The following is a 23608-nucleotide window of genomic DNA, read 5'->3' as shown; positions in this document are numbered from 1 at the left end:
CCACCTACTCCATTAATTTTATTTTAATCCTAATATGCCTATAAGGCATAATATAACAGTTATTGTCCAAAATACAATTACTATTTTTGTTTCTTTCCAACCTTTTTGTTCATAATGATGATGTAGTGGACTCATTAAAAATACCCTTTTCCCTCTAAGCTTATAGGATGCTACCTGAATAATCACAGATAATGCCTCAGCAAAATATATACCTCCTACTATTGGAATAAATAGGGGCAAGTTTAATAATATAGCTACAGTGGCCACCCCACCACCTAAGGCTAATGAGCCGGTATCACCCATGAAAACTCTAGCCGGATGGGAATTATATCTTAAAAAGCCTAAGCATCCCCCTGCTAATGCTGCACTAAAAATAGCCTCACTACTTCTTCCAAAGGATAATGCTATAAGACCAAAGAAGGATAATACTATAAGGGTAACACCTGATGATAGACCATCTAACCCATCAGTAAGATTTACACTATTAACAGTCCCCACCACAACAAAAGCTATAAAGGGTATATATAATGCACCTAAATCTATTGATTTATTTGTAAAAGGAACTATAACCGAAGTTCCATTAACTGAATGCTTAGATTGATAAATGGCCAAAGCCACAGCTATTACTATTTGGAAGATAAGCTTTTGATATGCCTTTAAGCCTAGATTTCTTTTTAATACAACCTTTATAAAATCATCTATAAAACCTACTATTCCAAAACCTATGGTAACAGTCAATAAAACAATCATATCTTTATTAACCATCCCTGATGTTAAAGCAGTTATAATCAGAGCTAATAAAAACATAATCCCTCCCATAGTAGGAGTTCCATGTTTCTTAAAGTGGGATTTTGGACCTTCCTCTCTAATACTTTGACCTACCTTTAACCTTCTCAACAATGGTATAACTATAGGACCTAATACCAATGTTATAATAAAGGAGATAATAATAGTTCTAATCATATCAATATAATCAATCATTTACCTGCTCCTCTCATGTACTCTATATTATTACTTATTATTTAAGCTTCTTCAATATGTTCTTTACAATTTCTCTCTCATCAAATGGAATTTCATTTTTCCCAATTATGGTATATGTTTCATGCCCTTTTCCAGCTAATAAGATAACATCTTCCGATTTATGGTTTAATATGACATATTCTATAGCTTTTTTTCTATCTGTTATTTTAATAAAGTTTCCATTAACCTTTTTAACTCCTTTAATAATACCTTCTATAATTTCATCTGGATTTTCTGTTCTGGGGTTATCCGATGTAACTATACATAAATCACTATTTAGCCCTGCCACTTCTCCCATGATACTTCTTTTAGATTTATCCCTATCTCCTCCAGCACCAAACAATACAATTATCCTTCCCTTAGCAAATTCTTTAATGGTTTTTAATGCCATCTCTAAGCTATAGGGGGTATGGGCAAAATCAATTATAACTGTAAAATTTTTATTAGTAGGTACAACCTCAAACCTTCCCCTTACTCCTTTAACATCCTCAAGACCTTCTTTTATTGTTTCTAAGTCCATATTGTATACATAGCCACAACTGGCAGCTGCCAATCCATTGTACACTGTAAAAAGACCTGGAGTATTCATATCAATATATATACTTCCTTTAGGGGTAGAAAGATTAAATGAAACTCCACTGGCTGAATAAGTTATATCAGTAGCATAAACATCATATTCATCCTTTAAACCATAAATAAGTAAATTAGTATTTAGATTTTTTATTCTGTTTATTGCAACTTTTCCATATTTATCGTCACCATTAATTATGTTATATTTTTTAGTCATAAAAAAAAGTTTCATTTTAGCATTTAGGTAATTTTCCATTGTTTTATGATAATCCAAATGTTCAGATGTTAAATTTGTAAACACCCCTACATCAAAATCACAATAATCTACTCTATGAAAGTCAAGGCCTTGGGATGACACTTCAATTATACAACTATCTATTTTTTCTTCAACCATATAATGAAATATCTTTTGTAAATCTATGGATTTAGGAGTAGTGTTGTTAGTTTTCTTTAACTTCTTATCTATTATGTAACCTATTCCACCAATAAGTCCTGTATTTCTATTGTCTCTATCAAATATGGATTTAGTCAAATAACTCACTGATGTTTTTCCATTAGTCCCAGTTACTCCTATTAAATCAAATTTTTTTGAAGGTTTTTTATAGAAATTTGACATCATTAGAGCCATAGTTTTTCTTGTATTTTCTACTTTTACAATAGTTATATCCCCTTTAACTGCTACATCCCGTTCTACTACTAACCCTTTGGCTCCATTAGCTATTGCTTCATTTATAAACCTATGACCATCTAAACATAAACCTTTTACACCCTTTAAAGCAATAAACAAACCATTAGAAGTTTTTATCCTTGAATCATCAGTTATCTCATCAATAGTAATATTTGTATTTCCCTTTATATCTAATATTTTAATACCATCTATTATCTCACTGAGATTCACAAATACCCCCCCATATAATTTAATTATATACCTACCGAACTATATATTATAACATTATTACATAATTGTCTATTTAAAAGGCAACTTTCAAACATAACCTATATTTGAAGTTGCCTTTTTATATTATTAACTTTTTTCCTTATCTTCAACCTTTCCAAACCTAATTTCTATTAATGAATTAAATTCTACTTGTTTTCCAGCTTTTGGCTGCTGTTCTATAACCCTACCATTCCCTGTAAACTTAAACCTCAAATTTAATTTATTTAGAGTTTTTATAGCTTCTTCTCTAGTTTTACCTGTTAAATTCGGTATAACCACTGTCTCATTTTTTTCTTTTCTATTTCTAACAAATATATCTATAACAGACTTTTCTTTCACTTTGGTATTAGGCATTGGAAATTGGTCTATGACTATATCCTCTTTATTCACATCCAAAACATCTGTATTGTATTTAAGACCTAGTTTATCTAGTTTTTTCGTAGCATCAATTATATTTAAGTTTCTTAAGTCTGGAACCATAACACGTTTTTTATTTCTATTTTCCAATTCTTCCTTATTGTATTTAGGTTCTACTTCCAAATAATCTAAAGTTTCTTTTATAACCTGCCCAGCAACAGGGGCTGCTATCTGTCCTCCATAATAAACACCGGTACTAGGTTCATCTATTATTACCAAGGCCACTACTTTAGGATCATCTGCAGGTGCTATAGCCATAAAAGAAGCTATATATTTACCGGAAGCATATCTCCCGTCTATAACTTTTTGAGCAGTACCAGTTTTACCACCAATTCTATATCCTTCAACATAGGCTTTACCACCTGTACCATCTGAAACCACTGACTGAAGAATTTCCAATAAAGTTTTTGATGTTTCTTCAGAAATAACCTGTCTTCTAACCTTAGGCTTAACCTTATGGATAACATTTCCTTTTTCATCTACCATTTCCTTAACTAATCTGGGCTCCATCAACTTCCCGCCATTAGCCACCGCTGATACTGCTGTAATAAGTTGTATAGGTGTTACTGATATTCCTTGGCCATATGCAACTGTAGCCAATCTCACTTCCCTCATGGTATCGGGATTTCTAGGAATAATTCCTGTTTGTTCTCCCAGTAAATTAATATTAGTCTTTTCCCCAAATCCAAAGGCCTTAATATACTCTATCATTTTTTCATTTCCTAATCTTTGAGCTACTTTAACAAAAACGGGGTTGCATGAATTTTGGACACCCTCGACAAAGGTTTCATGACCATGGGGTCTATAATATCGCCAACATTTTAATTTGGCACCGGGTATATCAGTTATATATCCCCCACAATAGAACTCACTCTCCTTATTTACAACTTTCTCTTCTAGTCCAGCTGCTGAAGTAATTATTTTAAATGTGGAACCAGGTTCATAGGTATCTGATATGGGATATGGCCTCCAAATATTGTTCCATTCTTTAACTAATTCTTGTTCTGATAATCCACTCCACTTAGTCTTTAATTCTTCATTTAAAGGTTTTCTAGGACTATTTGGATTATAATCAGGTTTTGTTGCCATAGCTAGAATATCTCCGGTATTTGGTTCCATCATTATTACTGTAACCTTTTTCGCTTTATTTTTCACCTGGGCTTCCAATGCAGCTTTCTCCGCGAAATGCTGTATGGCCTCATCTATTGTCAGAACTAAATTTAATCCCTGTTTAGGTTCTATAAATCTTTCATTATTATAGGGTAGTTGTCTTCCCAGTGAATCAGTATTATGTACTATTCTACCGGGCATTCCTGTTAGATACTTGTCAAAGGTTCTTTCAATTCCATAAAGTCCTTTATTATCTATATTAGTAAATCCCACTATATAGGGTGCAAAGTTGCCATATAAATATAGTCTTTTGTTGTTTGGAACAATAAATACTCCCTTTAAATCCGCTTTTCTTAAAGCCTTTTCTTGATCTTCATTAATCCACTGTTTAATCTTGACTAATCTTTGTTTTTTGGTTATTTTCTCCATTACCTCTTTTTCATTAAGTTTTAATATTCTAGACAGTTCCATCGACGTCTTTTTTGGATTTTCAATATCTGCCGGTGTACATTCCACCTTATATGCATTAATATTTGTAACAATAACCTTTCTATTTCTATCATATATTTTTCCCCTTTTAGGGTCTATAGGAATATCCTTGGACCATTGATTAATTGCCCCTTCCTTCAATGAATCTCCCTTCACTATCTGTAAGTAACCAATTCTGAAAACTAAAATTAGGGAAGTTATTGTCACAAACAACAGCATTAAAATTAATCGCCTTTTAGAAGATATAGTAGGTGAAGACACTTAATGACCTCCTAGAAAATATTCATTATCTTATCTAACCATCCTTTAAAGGATTTTAAAAATATAAAATCATCATTGTCCCTTGGTTTACCATTATCTTCAGCTTTAGCTACTTCGCTAGAGTTATTATTAATATCTAAATAAACTACCTGATTCTCAGTTGGATATACCATTTCTAGTTTTTCTTTAGCTTCTTTTTCAATCCAATCTGACTCTTTTATTTCATCTAATTTCACTATTAGATTTTGCTTTTTCCTTTCTAACTTTGATATATTAGTGTCAATTTCACTTATCTCATATCTTATTCCAGTTATTTGTGCATATCTTAGCAAAATAGATAAACAAAATATCAACATAACAATGGCATATATAAATACCTTTAACTTAATCCCTACTCTATTTTTTCTGTTATATTTATTTTTTTTCTTCATCCTTTTAGGCTTTTCAGGATTTTGATTATTATCAAGATACGAGGTTGAATCTTTTTTAGCTACTAACAATTTTATTCACCTCTCTCATATTTTAGAACCTTAACTTTCATTTTAAACCTTTTCTGCTATTCTAAGTTTAGCACTTCTAGACCTAGGATTTTCCTCAAGTTCCTTATCTCCTGCTACTATAGGCTTTCTTGTAATTATTTTAACTTCTCTTTTCTTATTACATTTACAAATAGGAAACTCTGGGGGGCATATGCAATCTAGATTTAATTCTTTAAATGTTTTTTTAACTATCCTATCCTCCAGTGAATGAAACGTTATTATACAAATTCTTCCTCCATCTTTGACTAAATCACATATATCTATTATCGCATCCTTTAATATAGATAGCTCTTGATTAACCTCTATCCTAATAGCTTGAAAAGTTCGTTTTCCCGGATGGGGCCCATCCTGTCTAGCCCCTTTAGGTATAGCTTTTTTTATTATTTCTACTAAATCTCCAGTTGTATCGATGGATTTATCTTTTCTTTCATTCACTATAAACTTTGCAATCCTAGCAGCCCAGTTTTCTTCCCCATATTCTTTTATTATCCTCTTTAGATCTTTTTCTTTATATTTATTTATAACATCCCATGCTTTAAAATCCCTTGTTGTGTCCATTCTCATATCTAAATAGGCATCCTGTTTGTAGGAAAATCCCCTATCTCCTTCATCCAATTGATGAGAAGAAACTCCTAAATCCAGTAATACCCCATCAACTTTATTAATCCCTAAGTTATTTAGTACGCTTTTCATATTTCTGAAATTACTATGCACTATATCAACTTTATCTTTATAATTTGACAACTCCTTAGTGGCTTTTTCTATTGCATTAGTATCTTGATCTATGCCTATAAGCCTACCAGTGGTAAGCCTTCTAACAATTTCTTTAGAATGTCCAGCTCCTCCTAATGTGCCATCAACATAAATACCATCTTTCTTAATATTTAATCCCTTAATAACTTCTTCTAACATAACCGGAATATGATTAAATTTCAATTTATCCACCTCTAATTTATTTATTGTATATACTATTATCTTAGATTAAATTCTAATATCTTTTTGTCTCAATTATATATATTATTGACTAAATTATTTATCTTATAACTTATATTCCAAGTTCAGCCATTTTTTCTGCTATATCATCATAACTTAAATTATCATCATCATTATATTTCAGCCAATTATCGTTATCCCATATTTCTAATCTATTAGATACTCCTATTATCACTGCTTCTTTTTCCAAATAACTATGTTTCCTTAAATTTGACGGTATCAAAACCCGCCCTTGCTTATCTAATGAACATTCTGTGGCTCCAGAGAAAAAAAATCTAACAAAAGCTCTAGCATTTTTGCTGGTTAATGGAAGTTTTTTTAGTTTATCTTCAAAATTTTTCCATTCTTCCAAAGGGTAAACAAACAAACAATTATCCAGTCCCTTTGTCATAACAAAAACTTCTCCTAGCTCATCCCTGAGCTTGGATGGAATAATGACCCTTCCCTTTTTATCTAAAGAATGATAATACTCTCCAATAAACATAAACTCCACTCCATTTCGAAGGAAAAACTCCCCACTTACTACCACTTTCCACCACATTGTATTTATTCTATAGTAATTCTTTAATTCCTTTAATATATAAAAAAAAAATTTATTTTTTTAAATATAGGTCCTTTGTGCTATTTATTGCTACATAATACTAGGTAATACGACATATTAACGCAAAAAAAAAGAACCTAGTCTTTAATACACTAGCTCCTTTATAATTAATATAATTTTTTATTATTTAAGTCTAATTTGCATACTTTTTTTCTGTCTGTCGGTAATATAATGCTATTAATTCATCAAGCTCAACACTAAGACTATAAACGACTTCATAGTTATCATTATCCAATACTGACTTATTAAGCTTGTCCCTCAAAACACTAATTTCATCATTTAATCTCATTTTTCCATCCCACCTTCTCATAGGGTGACTTTATTCTATTATAGAGATTAAAATATGTCAATATTCTTTTAGGAGTATCAACATGTAATTTATTAATTAGACACAAAATATCTTCATTTTTCTTCCATTTATTATAGTTTTTGATTATATTTATTTTAATTTTCCTAAACTAATGTTTTTTACTATCATTTAATGAATACTTTTTTCTTCTCATATAAAATAAAATCATAGAAGAAGCTATCAGTACTATACTAATTAGTTGTGCTACTCTTATGGAGCCTAACATTAAACTATCTGTTCTAAGGCCTTCTATAAAGAACCTAGCAACTGAATAAAATGCTATATATAGTAAAAATACCTCTCCTTCCACTTTAACTTTATTTTTTCTATACCATATTAAGAATCCGAAAACTAAAAAGTTCCATAAAGATTCATATAAAAAAGTAGGATGTACTTTTTGACCATTGACTACAATTGCCCATGGTAAATCAGTAGGTCCTCCATAGGCTTCTTTATTTATAAAATTTCCCCATCTACCTATGGCTTGACCTAAAATAATACTTGGAGCTGCTATATCTGCCAATTTCCAAAAGCTTATTTTCTTTTTCTTACTAAATATTATGGCTGTTATTACACTGGCGATAATGGCACCATGGATGGCTAAACCCCCACCTCTAATATTTATCATTTTTAATATATCTCCTTGGTATTGTTCCCAAGAAAAAATAACATAGTAAATCCTTGCACCTATAATGGCTGCTGGTACTGCAAAAATAAGCAAGTCTATCAAATACTCTTCATCAAAACCAATCCTTCTGGTTTCCCTCAAAGCCACTATAGTAGCCAAAGCTAATCCTGTGGCAATAATTATTCCATACCATCTAACAGATAATCCAAATATCTCAAAAGCTACTGGATCCATTTAATTACCTCCTCATATTTTGTATTTAGTTTAATTATGTAAATTATAAATAAAATTACCCTAGTACTTTTTTGTTCCTAGTTTGTGCAGAGAGGAAAGTACAGGGATTTAGCAGGATAAAATATGTGTAGGGCTTCAATATATTGAAGCCCCAAAGTCTTTTTTTCCAAAATCCATTATACCTAAATAATATTCTCTTTGTTAGACTTCTTATTACACTTTAATATATAATATTACATATTAGCATATTGTGTCAACAAACTAACTGGGTTTTACTATAGATAACGTATAGTTATCTGCTGTTAAATGTTCATTTAGCCTTTCCATTATATCATTTAGGGTTATATCTTCTATTATACTTAAATAATCCAATATGGAAGCACCATTGTAATATTTAGATATAAAGGAACTGGCAACTGATTCTATAGAGTTAAAATCCATTATATAATAACCCATCATCTTGTTCTTTACTCTGTTAAAATCATCCTTTAACAATCCTGATTCTTTTATACTTTTTAAGTGATTAAGAATCTCATTTAGAATCCTCTTAGGATTTTCTGATTCACCACCGATTATAGTATGACCATATCCTTTATTTCCAACATACTGTGCCCCAAAAGACTTATTAATTAACCCTTTATCATATAGTGTATTATAAAATTCAGTACTATCTCCAAACATTAAATCAAGTAATATATTAGTAACCATTTCTTTTTCTATTAATCTAGTCCCACCAAAACCTATGTTCAGATCCTTAAAACCAATATTAAAAAGGGGTGTAGAAACACTTAAATTTGTTTCAATAAGGGATTCATTTATTTCCCTTGGTTCCTTTGGATAAAATCTTTTTATAATCCCATTATCAATACTGGGATTTTGATGTTTTTCTATAATATTTAAAGCCTTATCAAAATCAATATCTCCTATAATAAATAATATCATATTTTTAGGATTATAAAATGTATTATAACATTTATATAAATCTTCCTTTGTTATTTCTTTTATACTCTCTACAGTTCCCGCAATATCTACCCTAACGGGATATTCTTTATAAAGTCCTGATAGGCAATTTGAAAATACTCTCCATCTTGGAGAATCATCGTACATTCTTATTTCCTGTTCAATAATTCCCTTTTCCTTTTCCACACTATCATCTGTAAAATAAGGACTCTGTACAAATTTTATTAATAAATCTAGATTTTCATAAAATTTATCTGTACATGAGAACAAATAAGCCGTTTGATTATAATTAGTAAAAGCATTTACATATGATCCTAATTGAGAAAATTCATTGAAAATATTACCTTCTGGTTGTTCAAAAAGCTTATGTTCTAAAAAATGTGCTATCCCCTCCGGAACTTCTATGGAGTCACTTTCTCCCAATGGTATAAACTTGTTATCATTTGAACCATAATTGGTTGCATAAATTGCATGCTTTTTTGTATATCCCTCTTTAGGCATAAAGAATATCTTTAATCCATTATCAAGTTCTCGCAAATAAATCTTTTCTTCCAGTCTTTTATTTTCACTATATATTTTATTCAACCTTTTCTTCCTCCATTTCCCTTTTGTTTTTTAAGAAATAGATAGTATCTAAACTAATTTTTTGTGCTGCTTTTATAATATTTTCTTTTGTGACTCCCCTTATTTTATCTATCATTTCATTTATAGATTTACTTTCATTGGTAAGTATCTGAGTAAAATAAAACTCAGATAACGAATAATTACTATCAATCATTGATCTAATAGAAGTTACAATGGCATTTTTTGAATGTTTAATATCCTCATCTGTAAATGTACCTTCTTTTAATTCCTCAACTTGTTTTTTAATTATATCTAATGTTTTATCAAAGTTTTCAAATTCAATTCCCGATGCAATAATCATAAGGGATTTTAATTTATAGGTTTTAGCATATATATAATATGCCAGACTTTCTTTTTCCCTTACATTTTTAAATAGTTTAGAATTGGTACCTCCCCCTAAAAGATTACTTGCCAATATTATACCTTCGTATAAATCATCTTCATAGGGTATATTAGTTCTAAATCCTATCGTTAATTTCCCCTGATTCACTTCCATCTCTTCATATATTCTATTTTTAGTTTGTATGTCCTTTAATACATTTTCCCTAGGTATATTAATAATCTCTTGTCGCTGAAAGCTTAAATACTTTTCTGCAGCTTTTAGAGCATAATCTTTGGGTATATTACCCACTATATTTATTTCTATTGGACTGGTCTCAATAATTTTTTTATAGTGGGTAAATAAACTTTCACTATCAATATCCTTAATATCTTCAATAAAACCAAATTTATATATACTATAATTTTCATTTTTACACATTTCTTCTATGCATCTATCTACAGCATAGGATTTCTTATCATTTATTCTACTTTTTATCCTATCTACTAAGTTTCTTTTCTCCTGTTCTACATACTTATCATCAAATTTCCCATCATTTATTAATGGATTATTAATTATTTCATTTAATATTTTCAATGATTTATCAAATAAACTGTCTTCTTTAATAAATTTACTATTAACTATTTCTATTGCGAACCTTATTATTTGCCGTTCTCCCTTTTTTGTAACACTTACATTTAAATTTCCTCCGTATAATTTATCTAATTCCTTCTGTATGTTTAAAGATGTTCTATATCTTTCACTTCCCCTTCTCAACACCAAGGGAAGCAATGCATTTTTAGTAGCTTCTTCTCTTAATAAGGGTCTCACTATATATATACTAACTAAATTAGTTTTAAACTTATCTGTATTAATTAAGTTCATATATATTCCATCATCTATTTTAGATCTAAAGTTGTTTATCAAGCTTTTTCCTCCTTACTTTGTTAAAAATGCGAAACACTATATCTAATATACTATCTTTTATTATTACCACAATTTAAATTTTAATTATAGCTAGTAATAAAAATGTTTCTAATTCCACTCAATAACATTCTTACTTCTAACTCTTCTCTTTATATCATATATAAAATTATTATCCTCTAAAAAACCGTCTATAACTTTTATTTTTGCTCCATCGGGTAGCTCTATTTCATTAAGAAGATTATTAATTATAAGATTATTTTCTATATATGTAACCGATGGTTTTACGTAGATACAAAGTATTTCTCCAACACCATATTCTAACATCTTTTTTACTTCTTTTATGTAATTAGAGCCTGAATTATTATCCCAGCAAATAGCTATCCTATCCTCTGATATTTTAAGATATTCAATCAAGTATTCTTTGATTTTATTTCTAAAAGCAAAATCTTTTTCAGTAGATTCTTTACTTCCTTCTTGAGACCCTATTAATACTATTCCTGTATTTAGTAATTTCTCTTTGTTTATATTTGAATTTATTTTATTTATAAAACTATTAAATATACTTTCACTATCTACTAAGTCTTTAGTGTGCCTTATTTGAGCATTAGTTTTAGATAAATGCATTTTATTAATTCTCTCTCTAAACAAACAATAACTTTTATTTTTTGTTAAATATATTGGTACAGTTATTATCTTATTATGTCCATCTGTTAATATTTGATTTATTTCTTCTTCTATATAGGGTGTATCATATAAATAACCTAAATAAATTTTGTATTCATTAGAAAGTATTCGGTTAACTTCATCAGCTATTTTTTTAGTATTACTTTTGTAATTACTTTTTCCAATGGATTTATACTGTTTTTTTATTTTATTTAAAGAAAATGGTAACATTGCTTTATTTACAATTTCATCTTTAAGATTAATATTAGTTATTGACTTAGACATATTATATTTTGGACTTTCCCCATCGTATACTAATAAAACGGCTATATCGGAATTATTATTTCTTAAGTTGCTCTTCTTAGTTATAGGATAATGCTGATTATATATAAAGAGTACTGACATTATATAAAAAATAATTATGCATATAATAAATGCTATTAAGTTATTTTTATCATTAAGAAAAGATATATTCTTTATAATTAATATAAGACCAAGAAAGGCAATAGTTATAAAAATATTCTCAAGTGGATCCCTGTATGATAAAAATAAAGATGTAAAAAATATAAACATAAAAATATAAATTGTATTTTTATTTATAAATAGTTTTTTAAACATAAAAATCCCCCATATTATTTAGTCTTTGTAAATAATATGGGGATTTAGAATTAATTATTCAAAATACTTGTAAAGCTTTATTTAATTTTATTTACATATTTGGTGTAATTCTTCTCATTATTTCTTCTATTTCATCTGCAAAACCAGAAACAGGTCTACCATTTCTTGTGGACTCATAAATATTGTCTAATCTATCAAATAGGTCTGGATCAGTTGTAACCGATACATTATCTATTTGATTGTCTGTATTTTTAACCATTTTTTTTATGTCATTTTCAACAGTCGTTGTCATATTACCTGTGGTATTACCATTCATATCTACACCAACTAATGCTGTATCTCCAGTAATTATTACTGTAGCCCTATCAACATTATCCATAGTTGTTATTTTATTAGCTATTCTATCTGCTCTGGCGGACATATTATTATTCATACCATTTTCATTCATATTATTGTTCATGTTATTATTGTTTAACATATCATTATCATCGTCTATATTAGCATCATCATCTACATTTCCACCATACTCTTTATCATCTGTACCATTCATATTATTGTTATCTAAATTTGGCTTTTCTTCTCCCTGTTGACATCCTACTGAAACCATGGCTAATAGCAAAAGAATAACTAAAGTTGAAATAAGATATTTTTTGTTTTTTAACACATTTATACACCTCCTAAACTTTATTGTGTCTTATTTAAGAGGTTTTTATATATATAAATATCAACACAAAAAAAAGAATATAAGGAAATATATTCTTTTTTAAAATTCCAGTCTCTCTCCAGTTGTCATATATATTATTCCTTCACAAATATTAGTTGTGTGATCTGCTATTCTTTCTAAATATCTTCCTATAAACAACAAGTCTATTACTTGATTCATTACCTTTTTATTGTTACTTAACATCTCCAATAGTTCTATATATATATCTTCATAGATAATGTCTATACTATCATCCATCTCTGCTACCTTTTTAGCTTTTTCCGAATCTTCACTAATAAAACTATCTAAACTCATTTTTATCATCTTTCTAGTTATATCAGACATTCTAGGAATATCTATAAGGGGTTTTATTAGTTTTTCTTTTCCAATTTTTAATGTAACCTTAGCAATATTTACTCCATGGTCTCCGATTCTTTCTAAGTCAGTTATTATCTTTAAAATAGTACTTATCATTCGTAAATCCTTAGCAATAGGCTGCTGAAGTGCCAACAAATCTAAACACTTATCTTCAATAATCAATTCTAATTCATCAGTCTTTCTTTCTAACTCAAAAACTTTTTCTGCTAACTCAAGGTCTTGGTCTATTAGTGACTTTATAGCTATATCTATCTCTTCTTCTACCAGTGCTCCCATTTTTAATAACTGAGTTTTTAATTGTTCCAATTGCTCATCGAAATACTTTCTCATCTTTCCATCCCCTTCACATTTTAATATTAACCAAACCTACCTGTAATATAATCCTCTGTTTTTTGATTATCTGGATTTGAAAAAATCTTTTTAGTAGAACCATATTCTATTAGTTCTCCCAATAGGAAAAAGGCTGTATTATCTGATATTCTTCCCGCCTGTTGCATAGAATGGGTAACCATAACTATAGTGTAATGATTTTTTAATTCTTTTGCTAATTCCTCTATTCTCCCAGTTGCAATTGGATCTAAAGCTGATGTTGGCTCATCCATTAGTAATACTTCTGGTTCTACCGCCAATGCCCTTGCAATACATAACCTTTGCTGTTGTCCCCCTGATAGCCCTAGAGCATTTTTCTTTAATCTATCCTTTACCTCGTCCCATAATGCCCCTCTTTTTAAACTTTTTTCTACTATTTCATCTAGGGTTGATTTCTTTTTAACACCATGGGCCCTTGGACCATATGCCACATTATCATATATACTCATTGGAAATGGATTGGGTTTCTGAAACACCATTCCAACTCTTTTTCTTAGTTTTATAACATCAACATTTTTATATATGTTTTTTCCCTCTAATTGGACATTTCCTTTAATTTTAACTCCCTCAACTAAATCATTCATTCTATTTAAAGTTTTTAAAAAAGTAGACTTTCCGCATCCAGATGGCCCTATTAAAGCTGTGATTTTATTTTCTTCTATATCTAAATTAATATTTTTTAAAGCCTGAAAATCACCATAGAACAAATCCAGATTTTTTATAGACATTTTAGTTTTACTCATATTTTTCACCCCTTCTAATCATTAAGCCTTTCTTTTGTTTAATCTAGAACCCAGTGCATTTGCTGTTAAGTTAATGGCCAAGATTATAATTATCAGAACTGTTCCCGTTGCAAAAGCTTTTTCAAAATTAACATCTTCAGATGCTAAATAATATAAGTGTACAGCCAATGTTCTTCCACCATCCATAACACTGTCGGGAATCCATTTAGCTGTTCCAGCTGTTAAATAAATAGCCGCCGTTTCTCCTACAATCCTACCTATACTTAATATTACCGATGTTAATATTCCCGGTATGGCACTTGGTAAAATAACCTTTCTAATTGTTCTTAGCTTTGATGCCCCTAGTCCTAAGCTACCTTCCCTATAAGAGTTAGGAACCGATTTTAATGCTTCCTCTGTAGTTCTTACTATTGTTGGTAACACCATTATACTTAATGTTAAGGCTCCCGATAAAATAGACCATCCAAAGTTTAGTGTTGTAACAAAAAATATAAATCCAAATAATCCAAAAACAATTGATGGAATTCCAGCTAAACTTTCTGTGGCAAATCTGATAGCTTTAACTACTTTTCCAGGTTTCGCATATTCTACCAAGTAAATAGCCGCTCCAATTCCTATTGGTGTAGATATCACTATAGTTACCAATATCATATATACTGTACTAATTATATAGGGTACTATCTCCTGCAAGAAGTCTAGTTTTATTCCACTAAATCCGTTCATAATAACATAAAGAAGAATCCAAGCTAAAAATCCCACTGTTACCACAGAAGATAATATTATTATACCCTTTAATAAATTATCGATTATTACTCTCTTTTTCATAATTATTCACCTACCTTATGGGTTACTACACCTAGTAATACATTTAATAACATAATAAATATAAATAATACTACTCCTGTGGCAAAAAGGGCTTCTTGATGTAAACCAAAGGCATATCCCATTTCAAGTGCTATATTTGATGTCATGGGTCTAACACTATCTAAAAGTGAACCTGGAATTTGAACAGTATTTCCCACAACCAATATAACCGCCATGGTTTCTCCAATGGCCCTTCCGATTCCTAATATAATCGCTGCTAAAATCCCAGATTTTGCAGCCGGCAAAACAACCTTAAAAATAGTTTGTATTTTAGAGGCTCCCATTGCTAATGAACCTTCTTTGTACTCTTTAGGTACTGCTTTTATTGCTGTTTCAGATATATTGATAATAGTAGGTAAAATCATCATCCCTAAAATTATACAGGCCGCTAATAAACTATTACCTCCACCACCAAAATATTTATCAATCATAGGAAGTATAACAATTAAACCAAAGAAACCATATACTACCGATGGAATACCTGCTAATAACTCCACTGCAGGCTTTATAATCTTAGTTATTCCCTTTGGCGCTATCTCTGAAATAAATACTGCCGTTAATATTCCAATTGGCACTCCAATAATTATAGCCCCTACAGTTGCATATATTGAAGCCAATATCATCGGTCCTATACCAAATATCTCTGCCTCAGGATACCAATCAGTTCCGAAAATAAAATCAAAAACTCCTATCTTAAATATAGCGGGACCACCTTTTATGAAAATAAATATTGTAATTATTGCAACACTTAATATAGCCATGCTTGCACTAATTAAAAATATTTTTTCTACTACTTTCTCCCATAAAGTTACCCACTTATTTTGTTCCATTGAAGCTGAACTATTAACTTTATTATTTCCATCATCTTTTATACTTGACCTACTTAAACCTCTAGTTAATACTTCACTACTCTTTTCCAATATAGTCACCTCCAAATAAAAATCCGAATATTTCAATAACTGTTTAACATGGGCAAAGACTCCACATACAATGCAGAGTCGATGCCGATAACTTTATAATTACATATTTTTTTATTTTACAGGTATTTGTTCTTCTCCTACTATTTTTTGACCTTCTGGACTAAATACAAAGTCTAAGAATGCTTGGGCTTCTTTTGGAACTTCTCCTTTAGTTATCATTAGGAATGGTCTTGAAATATTATATTTATCAGCTAATACATTTTCCACTGTTGGTTCTGTTCCACTCACTTTTAAACCTTTAACTTTATCATCTAAGTATGCAAATGATATATATCCAATAGCATTTTTCTTATTTACAACATTTTGTTTTACTGCTCCATTGGAGTTGCCTACCACATCTTGTACAACTGCACTTACTTCCTTACCATTTACTTCTTTTTTAAGGTCTAGTATGTCTTCAAATGCTCCCCTTGTCCCTGACCCTGCTTCACGACTTACTACTATAATGTCTTCATCGTCTCCACCAGCTTCTTTCCAATTAGATATTTCACCTTTAAATATTTTAACTATAGTTTCTTTATCTAAATCTGAAATTGGATTATCGTTATTAACAACAACAGCTATTCCATCATAGGCGATTACATGGTCATCTACTCCCCACTCTTCTTCACCAGATTTAAGATTTCTTGACGCTGTTCCTATATCAGCAGTTCCTTGATTAGCTGCCTTAACCCCTGCTGATGATCCTATCCCTTGTACATTTATAGTAAGACCTGAATTTTTATCCATAAATGCTTCTGCTAACTTCTCTGCTACCGGCTGTACTGATGTGGAGCCTGCTATCTCAACTGTACCTTCTAATTTATTATTATCTGATTTATTATCACTAGAATCATTAGTATTACTATCTGATTTTTTATCCTCTGAGCTTACATTTCCATTTGTATCTTCATCTGAACCACATGCTGCTAATACTGATACTGATAAAATTAATACTAAAGCTAAAATCAATATTTTTGATTTTGTAAATAATTTCATAAATAATTTACCCCTTTCGTTTTTAAAATTTATTTGTTTTTTAGTACATGGATAGTATAACACCGAAAAGTATATTGTTTGTTTAGGCACTGTTAATGGTTTGTTAAATGAATGTTAAGTGAAATGATAACAACATTTACCTATTACTATTAATGGATTATTTTCTTTGATATGGTCAAAATAAATAATAAATAACTTAAGGAGGCCTCCATTATGACTTTACTTTTATTTCTTTATTTAAGTTTATTATTTATGGTAGTTCCACGGAAAAGGTTATTGCCTTTCAAACTTGGTTTATTCCTAATATTTAGTTTAATCTTATTCAAAAGGGTTAAATTTTCATTAGAGATAGGTGGATGGGGGGGGTAAGTAGGGTTAAAAAACATAACCTTATTTGAATTATAAATAGGGCTGAATATATTCAGCCCTTGAAGAAAATCTATAATCATAAGATCCAATTATTCTATAATGTTATAACAACTATTTAATACATCTTGTTTAGCTCTTGGGAGCCTTGCATGGAGCTCTTTAATTAATTCATCATTAACTTCCCTATCTTTTTCTCCCAGTATCATTGTACATATTCTTTTACTTTCTATTGAATTTTTATTATTATCGACATAATTGATTATGGAGCTAACTTGTTTCTCTCTATTCATATATATCACCTCCTACTCCCTAATATTTAATTCTTTATTGAAATTTAGCCAATGTTGATGTATAATTTAGTCTGATACTATAAACTTGTATAATAATATTATTAACATTTGAAAGGAAGATATAGATGAAATTAGGTATTGTGGGATTACCAAATGTAGGTAAAAGCACTCTTTTTAATGCAATCACTTCAGCTGGAGCTGAATCAGCAAACTATCCATTCTGTACTATAGAACCAAATGTTGGAGTTGTTTCAGTACCAGATGAACGACTTGATGTACTTGAAAAAATGTATGATTCTCAAAAGAAAGTCCCTACAGCTATAGAATTTTTTGATATAGCGGGATTAGTTAAAGGTGCCAGTAAAGGAGAAGGTTTAGGAAATCAATTTTTATCTCATATAAGAGAAGTTGAATCTATAGTCCATGTGGTTAGGTGTTTCGAAGATGAAAATATAACCCATGTTGAAGGAAATATAGATCCTTTAAGGGATATTGAAATAATTGATTTAGAATTAATACTTTCTGACTTAGAAATAGCTTCAAAACGTCTTGCAAAAATAGAAAAAATGGCTAGGAACGATAAATCTTTAGTTAAAGAAGTAAAGGTACTTAAAAAAGCTGTGGAAGTTTTAGAAGAAAGTAAACCTGTTAGAAGTTTGGAGTTAAGTGAAGATGAAGCTAAGCTTATGAAACATTATAACTTCTTATCAAACAAGCCTGTATTATATGCTGCTAATATGTCTGAGGAAGATATATTAGATGAAAATAATAATGAACATATTAAGGTATTAAAAGACTATGCTGAAAAAGAAGGCTCTGAAGTTATAACAGTTTGTGGAAAGATAGAATCTGAAATATCAGAACTAGATGAAGAAGAAAAGGATATGTTCCTAGAGGAACTAGGACTTAAAGAATCAGGTCTAGACAAATTAATAAAAGCTAGTTATTCATTACTTGGTCTTATTTCTTTCTTAACTGCTGGTCCTAAAGAAGTTAGAGCTTGGACTATAAAGAAAGGAACTAAAGCTCCCCAAGCAGCAGGTAAAATTCATACCGATATGGAACAAGGATTTATCAGAGCAGAAATTGTTCACTATGATGATTTAAGTGATTCTGGAAGTATGACAGCTGCTAAGGAAAAAGGTCTTGTTAGACTTGAAGGTAAGGATTATGTTATGAAAGATGGAGATGTAGTAGAATTTAGATTTAATGTGTAAAAAACAGCCAAAAATGGCTGTTTTTTATTGCTCTATTTTTCTATATAGTTAAAATCATCCTCAATAACCTCTAAATCATTTAGCTTCATATATTCTCTAGGATCTATAAATTCACGTAGAGAATATTTATAGACTTTATCTAATCTAACTTCGTGGTTTAAACCATTTTTATCATTATATTTCTCATAAATCAATCCAAAATTCTTTTGATATATCTGGGTTCTTATATATTCTTTATTTTTAAACTTTTTTAGATCTGATACTACTAAACTTGTTTTAACTATTTTTTTAGTAACTTCTTCTATGGTAACTGTTGCATCATAAATTTCCTCCACACCACCTATATTTAGCTTAACTTTTGTTTGCCAAGTATTTCCCTTCTTTAAAGGAGTTTTTAATACCATAGTATCGTCTATGATAAGCTGACTTGATATTATTTCAATCTCCTTTTCTTTAATCCTATCTATATATTTTCCCCTTTTATCTATATTATCTTTAACATATCTCATGTTTACCTTAATCTTATTATCTTTTATCTCTTTAAACCCTAAATTTTTGTACATATGTGTGCCGTCTGATAATTTATAATCCCAATAGCCATCTCTATCTACTGCATATATGTCATATAAATTAAAACTACTGTCAGACTTGTTTTCTATATATTTAGTCTTTTTTTCTATTATATCATCAAGACAACTAGCATCTATATTTCCAATTATTTTATAAGTATTATAATCAAAATCGTCGGGATATGAGCGAATGCTAACATGATTATTCCCGATTATATCCATATTAATTATGTTATCTTTATTTTCAAAAACAATACTATTCTCACACCCATTATAACGGATACCGCTGGGTCCACTACTATACCTTCTAACTTCGATAGACTTTATAAGTTGTATTATTTTTTCTATATCATTTTTATTATCTATATCAAAGTTATAGTGAATCGAATCCCTCATATCACTTCTCCTTATAATTACCTTCTGTGACCCCACAATATTACTTTTATCTATGATTGATATAAGGTCTCGATGTCTAAAATACTGATAGTTTTTAAATGCTATTATCATTATAATAAGTATAATCCAAAAACTTTTATACTTATATATTTTAAATTTTTTCAACAATAACACCCCTATATATTTTTACTAATCTCTTCAATTATCTGCTCTATACTATATTTATCTTCCTTAAACTTTAATAACCTATTCTCTTTATACCATTGTCTTCCTATTTGTATCCCTACTGGACATGTTTTTTCCCAAACACTTAATAACTCCTCAGCTCTATCTCCCCTATTTCTGTATATGTAATCTGTCTTTATCACTAATTGAACTATTTCTAGTTGTGGATTATGTTTATTTATTTTAATGCCCCTTTTTTCTATGAAAGAGTTTTTTAAGTTAACTCCACCGGCAACTCCATCCCTTGCAGCATAATTAACTTCTTTAATACTATTCATTACAATGGCTCCAAAGCACATAACACAAGGTTCCATTGTTGAATATATTATAGTATTCTTAACTTCTTCTTCACAGTTATATATTGCATTCATTTCTGCATGGGCAAGCCTGCTTTTACTTAATCGTCTTGGTTCCTTTATATCTTCATATATCATATTTCTTCCCTTGGATATAATTTCCCCATTCTTTGAAACTATTACTGCTCCTATTGGTATTGAACCACTACAATAGGCTTCCCATGCTTCTTCAAAACATACTTTCCATGGCTCAGACATTTTATTCCACATTCTTTTCCCCCCTATGATTTATTCAATGACTAACTTAAACTTCCAATGAATTGGCAGTTTCTTTTTCACATAATATTTTAACCTATACTATTTAATTGATTTTCTACATTTGTTTCCATTTTCCTTTATTTTTTATATGCCTATATAATGGATAAGATAAAACATGCCTTGTCCTTATCTATTGATGGTTAAATAAGTTGGGGGATTACGAATCCCCCAAAAACTAAAAGTTAATCTAAAATCTGAAATAAACTAAGCAAAATACCAAATAAGCTAAATCAAAATGGACTAGTTATATCCAGTCCATACATAATTACAATTATAATTCCTCAGATAACTTCCAATTCTTCACAAATTTTAATATAAGCCTTTACTCCTTCTATTAAAATACCTTCATTAAAATCGAAATAGCAACTATGAAGGGGATGAATTAACCCTTTACTTATATTTCTAGATCCTAACATCATAAAAAATCCCGGTATAGCTTGCTGATAATATGAAAAATCTTCTGAAATCATCATGGGATCAATATTAATTATTTCTTCTGTCCCTAGTGCATTTATAACAGTAGTATATAGATTGTCATCATTTATTACTGGGGGATAAAAGTCTATTATATCCGTTTCTATTTTACAATTAAATGCCTTTTCCATACCCTTATTAATGTCTAAAATTCTTTCTTTTACTAGATTATAAACCTCAGGATTAAAAGCTCTCATTGTTCCTTCCAATTTAATATTAGATGCAATAACATTTCTAGCTTCTCCACCTTTGATCTTACCTATTGTCAATACAGCTCCCTCCAATGGATCTATATTTCTACTTATAATACTTTGATAGGATTGAACCAATTGGGAAGCTATGACAATACCATCTATACCCTTATGGGGAATTGCCCCATGACTGGATTTAGCTTTTATCTCAATATTAATTTCTCCGTTCTGTGCCATAAGAGGGCCCCTTTTTACACCTATCTTTCCTTCTTCTATCCCAGGGTATGTATGGAGTCCAAAGATAGCTCCAATATTATATTTATCTAAATATCCTTCATCTACTATAACCTTAGCCCCCCCTGGACCTTCCTCTGCCGGTTGAAATATAAGAACTATATCTCTGTCTATGTTGTTTATCTTTGATAAGTAAAGAGCCAATCCCAATAGGATAGCCATATGGCCATCATGTCCACATGCATGCATTTTCCCTTCATGTATAGAGCTATAAATAACATTTGTCTTTTCATTAACCATAAGTCCATCCATATCTGCTCTAAAGGCGATGGCCTTTTTATTGGATTTTCCTTTTTTTATAGCTATAATGCCGGTCTTTGCAACTTCTTCTATTTCATATCCATATTCTTTTAATTTCTCTTTAATGTAACGGGATGTTTTAAATTCTTTAAATCCTATTTCCGGTATTTGATGTAATTTTCTTCTTATTTTTATTACTTCATTACTAATATTAGTCAATAAATCTTCCAAATTTACCCTCCTTACTTTAAATATTTTTTTCTATTTCACTTAATATTTCAGTAAATTTTGTGAAAAACTCTTTTATTTCTTTAGTTTCAATAGTGAGAGCAGGTAATAATCTTATAACTGATCCACTGGTTACATTTAATAATAATTTTTTATCTAAAGCCTTACTCTTAATATCCTCAGCGTAATCACCAACATCTATTCCAATCATTAAACCTCTTCCTCTAAGTTCTTTAATGATATCAGAATACTTACCTTTCAGTTCCTTTAGCCTTTTAAATATATAATCGCTTTTATTTCTAACTTCATTTATAAAGTCTTTTTTTAATACTGTTTCCATAACATACTCCCCAGCAGCACAAGCTACTGGATTACCACCAAATGTGCTTCCATGGTCTCCAGGCTTAAGTATATCTTCTATATCTTCTCTGACAAGCATTGCTCCTAAGGGCATCCCCCCTCCTAGAGATTTAGCTAAAGTAACTATATGGGGCCTAAGTTCAAACTTTTCATAGGCAAATAAGTCCCCAGTTCTACCTAGTCCTGTTTGAATTTCATCTATTATAATTAAAAAATTATATTCCTTAGATAGTTTCACTAGGGTTTCAATAAATTCCCCACTAACTTCTCTAATACCGCCTTCACCTTGAATTATTTCTAAAAATACTCCACAGGTATTTTTATTAACCTTTTCTGTTAATTCTTCAATGCTATTGAATTTAAAGTGGTTTATTTTAGGTAATAAAGGTCTAAAATCTTTTTGATATTTTTCTTGCCCTGTTAAAGCTAAACTACCATTTGTTCTACCATGAAAGGAATTATATGCAGTAAGTATTTCCACCTTATCTTCATGATAACTTTTACCAAATTTTCTTGCCAATTTAATAGCTGCTTCATTTGACTCGGTTCCTGAATTAGTGAAAAACACTTTAGAAGCAAAACTAGATTCAACTAATACCTTTGCAAGATTCACTGTAGGTTCCGATACAAAATAGTTAGATAAATGGATATATTTAGATGCCTGTTCGGTTATTCTAGACAAAAGATCTGGATTGCTTAATCCTAGATTATTTACAGCAATTCCACTATACATATCTAAATACTTATCTCCCTTTTCATCATATAAATAGGATCCTTTACCCTTTACAATCTTTAACTTATTTCTCTTATAAACATTTAATATATATTTTCTATCCTCCATAATTATATTTCTCATAATAAAACCCC

General features: G+C 29.9%; 23 protein-coding genes. 1 reads left to right on the top strand and 22 read right to left on the bottom strand.

Going from position 1 to position 23608, the window contains the following annotated elements; all coding sequences use genetic code 11:
* Positions 1-18 precede the first annotated feature (18 nt).
* From mraY to V6137_RS05895, 18 genes are all read right to left on the bottom strand, one after another.
* On the bottom strand, positions 19-981 hold the full coding sequence (gene mraY, locus V6137_RS05980; RefSeq protein ID WP_425446984.1) for a phospho-N-acetylmuramoyl-pentapeptide-transferase: 963 nt from the start codon (positions 979-981) through the stop codon (positions 19-21).
* Between the two features lie 37 nt (positions 982-1018).
* The gene (locus tag V6137_RS05975; RefSeq protein WP_425446983.1) at positions 1019-2488 is read right to left on the bottom strand and encodes a UDP-N-acetylmuramoyl-L-alanyl-D-glutamate--2,6-diaminopimelate ligase; all 1470 of its coding nucleotides are present in this window, start codon (positions 2486-2488) and stop codon (positions 1019-1021) included.
* Positions 2489-2614: 126 nt separating this feature from the next.
* Positions 2615-4804 (bottom strand): penicillin-binding transpeptidase domain-containing protein, encoded by a 2190-nt coding sequence (locus tag V6137_RS05970; RefSeq protein ID WP_425446982.1) that lies wholly within the window; start codon positions 4802-4804, stop codon positions 2615-2617.
* Positions 4805-4815: 11 nt separating this feature from the next.
* The gene (locus V6137_RS05965) at positions 4816-5304 is read right to left on the bottom strand and encodes a septum formation initiator family protein (protein ID WP_425446981.1); all 489 of its coding nucleotides are present in this window, start codon (positions 5302-5304) and stop codon (positions 4816-4818) included.
* Positions 5305-5346: 42 nt separating this feature from the next.
* A complete protein-coding gene (gene rsmH / locus V6137_RS05960; protein ID WP_425446980.1) occupies positions 5347-6279 on the bottom strand; it encodes a 16S rRNA (cytosine(1402)-N(4))-methyltransferase RsmH in 933 nt (310 codons plus the stop codon).
* Between the two features lie 109 nt (positions 6280-6388).
* The gene (gene mraZ / locus V6137_RS05955) at positions 6389-6820 is read right to left on the bottom strand and encodes a division/cell wall cluster transcriptional repressor MraZ (protein WP_425446979.1); all 432 of its coding nucleotides are present in this window, start codon (positions 6818-6820) and stop codon (positions 6389-6391) included.
* 250 nt (positions 6821-7070) lie between these two features.
* Complete coding sequence (locus V6137_RS05950) at positions 7071-7247, bottom strand: aspartyl-phosphate phosphatase Spo0E family protein (RefSeq protein ID WP_425446978.1); 177 nt, start codon at positions 7245-7247, stop codon at positions 7071-7073.
* 148 nt (positions 7248-7395) lie between these two features.
* Entirely contained in the window at positions 7396-8148 is a 753-nt protein-coding gene (gene lgt / locus V6137_RS05945) for a prolipoprotein diacylglyceryl transferase (protein ID WP_425446977.1), read from the bottom strand.
* 261 nt (positions 8149-8409) lie between these two features.
* Positions 8410-9693, bottom strand: a complete 1284-nt coding sequence (gene yfmH, locus V6137_RS05940) for an EF-P 5-aminopentanol modification-associated protein YfmH (protein WP_425446976.1) — start codon at positions 9691-9693, stop codon at positions 8410-8412.
* Positions 9686-10978 (bottom strand): EF-P 5-aminopentanol modification-associated protein YfmF, encoded by a 1293-nt coding sequence (gene yfmF / locus V6137_RS05935; protein WP_425446975.1) that lies wholly within the window; start codon positions 10976-10978, stop codon positions 9686-9688. Before yfmF ends, yfmH begins: the two co-directional genes overlap by 8 nt.
* A gap of 108 nt (positions 10979-11086) precedes the next feature.
* Complete coding sequence (locus tag V6137_RS05930; RefSeq protein WP_425446974.1) at positions 11087-12259, bottom strand: ferrochelatase; 1173 nt, start codon at positions 12257-12259, stop codon at positions 11087-11089.
* A 91-nt stretch (positions 12260-12350) separates the two neighbouring features.
* Positions 12351-12923, bottom strand: a complete 573-nt coding sequence (locus tag V6137_RS05925) for a YhcN/YlaJ family sporulation lipoprotein (protein ID WP_425446973.1) — start codon at positions 12921-12923, stop codon at positions 12351-12353.
* A 99-nt stretch (positions 12924-13022) separates the two neighbouring features.
* The gene (phoU, locus tag V6137_RS05920; RefSeq protein ID WP_425446972.1) at positions 13023-13670 is read right to left on the bottom strand and encodes a phosphate signaling complex protein PhoU; all 648 of its coding nucleotides are present in this window, start codon (positions 13668-13670) and stop codon (positions 13023-13025) included.
* A 26-nt stretch (positions 13671-13696) separates the two neighbouring features.
* Complete coding sequence (pstB, locus tag V6137_RS05915; RefSeq protein ID WP_425446971.1) at positions 13697-14452, bottom strand: phosphate ABC transporter ATP-binding protein PstB; 756 nt, start codon at positions 14450-14452, stop codon at positions 13697-13699.
* A gap of 21 nt (positions 14453-14473) precedes the next feature.
* Positions 14474-15277: a phosphate ABC transporter permease PstA gene (gene pstA, locus V6137_RS05910; protein WP_425446970.1), complete on the bottom strand. Its 804-nt coding sequence runs from the start codon at positions 15275-15277 to the stop codon at positions 14474-14476.
* A 2-nt stretch (positions 15278-15279) separates the two neighbouring features.
* Positions 15280-16236 (bottom strand): phosphate ABC transporter permease subunit PstC, encoded by a 957-nt coding sequence (gene pstC, locus V6137_RS05905; protein ID WP_425446969.1) that lies wholly within the window; start codon positions 16234-16236, stop codon positions 15280-15282.
* A gap of 111 nt (positions 16237-16347) precedes the next feature.
* Positions 16348-17274 carry a phosphate ABC transporter substrate-binding protein gene (locus V6137_RS05900; RefSeq protein ID WP_425446968.1) on the bottom strand — a complete coding sequence of 309 codons (927 nt, stop codon included), beginning with the start codon at positions 17272-17274 and terminating at the stop codon, positions 16348-16350.
* Between the two features lie 458 nt (positions 17275-17732).
* A complete protein-coding gene (locus tag V6137_RS05895; RefSeq protein WP_425446967.1) occupies positions 17733-17933 on the bottom strand; it encodes a hypothetical protein in 201 nt (66 codons plus the stop codon).
* Positions 17934-18058: 125 nt separating this feature from the next.
* On the opposite strand from V6137_RS05895, the gene ychF reads away from it, so the two are divergent.
* Entirely contained in the window at positions 18059-19150 is a 1092-nt protein-coding gene (gene ychF, locus V6137_RS05890; RefSeq protein ID WP_425446966.1) for a redox-regulated ATPase YchF, read from the top strand.
* A 32-nt stretch (positions 19151-19182) separates the two neighbouring features.
* On the opposite strand, the gene V6137_RS05885 is transcribed toward ychF, so the two are convergent.
* The 4 genes from V6137_RS05885 to V6137_RS05870 all read right to left on the bottom strand — a co-directional run bounded on the left by V6137_RS05885 (position 19183) and on the right by V6137_RS05870 (position 23597).
* Complete coding sequence (locus V6137_RS05885) at positions 19183-20280, bottom strand: hypothetical protein (protein WP_425446965.1); 1098 nt, start codon at positions 20278-20280, stop codon at positions 19183-19185.
* An 11-nt stretch (positions 20281-20291) separates the two neighbouring features.
* Complete coding sequence (locus V6137_RS05880) at positions 20292-20906, bottom strand: nucleoside deaminase (RefSeq protein ID WP_425446964.1); 615 nt, start codon at positions 20904-20906, stop codon at positions 20292-20294.
* 329 nt (positions 20907-21235) lie between these two features.
* Entirely contained in the window at positions 21236-22384 is a 1149-nt protein-coding gene (locus V6137_RS05875; RefSeq protein WP_425446963.1) for a M20 metallopeptidase family protein, read from the bottom strand.
* Between the two features lie 16 nt (positions 22385-22400).
* The gene (locus tag V6137_RS05870) at positions 22401-23597 is read right to left on the bottom strand and encodes an aspartate aminotransferase family protein (RefSeq protein ID WP_425446962.1); all 1197 of its coding nucleotides are present in this window, start codon (positions 23595-23597) and stop codon (positions 22401-22403) included.
* Positions 23598-23608 lie beyond the last annotated feature (11 nt).

The organism is Dethiothermospora halolimnae, assembly GCF_037577855.1.
In the GTDB taxonomy this organism is placed as follows: domain Bacteria; phylum Bacillota; class Clostridia; order Tissierellales; family VENL01; genus Dethiothermospora; species Dethiothermospora halolimnae.
Note: the sequence above shows the minus strand (reverse complement) of the source record. Positions and strands in the feature narration are given on the sequence as shown.

Coding starts and splice junctions, on each gene's coding strand:
- mraY (WP_425446984.1), bottom strand. CDS start 981: ATGATTGATTATATTGATATGATTAGAACTATTATTATCTCCTTTATT.
- mraZ (WP_425446979.1), bottom strand. CDS start 6,820: ATGTTTATTGGAGAGTATTATCATTCTTTAGATAAAAAGGGAAGGGTC.
- V6137_RS05950 (WP_425446978.1), bottom strand. CDS start 7,247: ATGAGAAGGTGGGATGGAAAAATGAGATTAAATGATGAAATTAGTGTT.
- lgt (WP_425446977.1), bottom strand. CDS start 8,148: ATGGATCCAGTAGCTTTTGAGATATTTGGATTATCTGTTAGATGGTAT.
- V6137_RS05930 (WP_425446974.1), bottom strand. CDS start 12,259: ATGTTTAAAAAACTATTTATAAATAAAAATACAATTTATATTTTTATG.
- phoU (WP_425446972.1), bottom strand. CDS start 13,670: ATGAGAAAGTATTTCGATGAGCAATTGGAACAATTAAAAACTCAGTTA.
- pstB (WP_425446971.1), bottom strand. CDS start 14,452: ATGAGTAAAACTAAAATGTCTATAAAAAATCTGGATTTGTTCTATGGT.
- pstA (WP_425446970.1), bottom strand. CDS start 15,277: ATGAAAAAGAGAGTAATAATCGATAATTTATTAAAGGGTATAATAATA.
- V6137_RS05900 (WP_425446968.1), bottom strand. CDS start 17,274: ATGAAATTATTTACAAAATCAAAAATATTGATTTTAGCTTTAGTATTA.
- V6137_RS05895 (WP_425446967.1), bottom strand. CDS start 17,933: ATGAATAGAGAGAAACAAGTTAGCTCCATAATCAATTATGTCGATAAT.
- ychF (WP_425446966.1), top strand. CDS start 18,059: ATGAAATTAGGTATTGTGGGATTACCAAATGTAGGTAAAAGCACTCTT.
- V6137_RS05880 (WP_425446964.1), bottom strand. CDS start 20,906: ATGTGGAATAAAATGTCTGAGCCATGGAAAGTATGTTTTGAAGAAGCA.
- V6137_RS05870 (WP_425446962.1), bottom strand. CDS start 23,597: ATGAGAAATATAATTATGGAGGATAGAAAATATATATTAAATGTTTAT.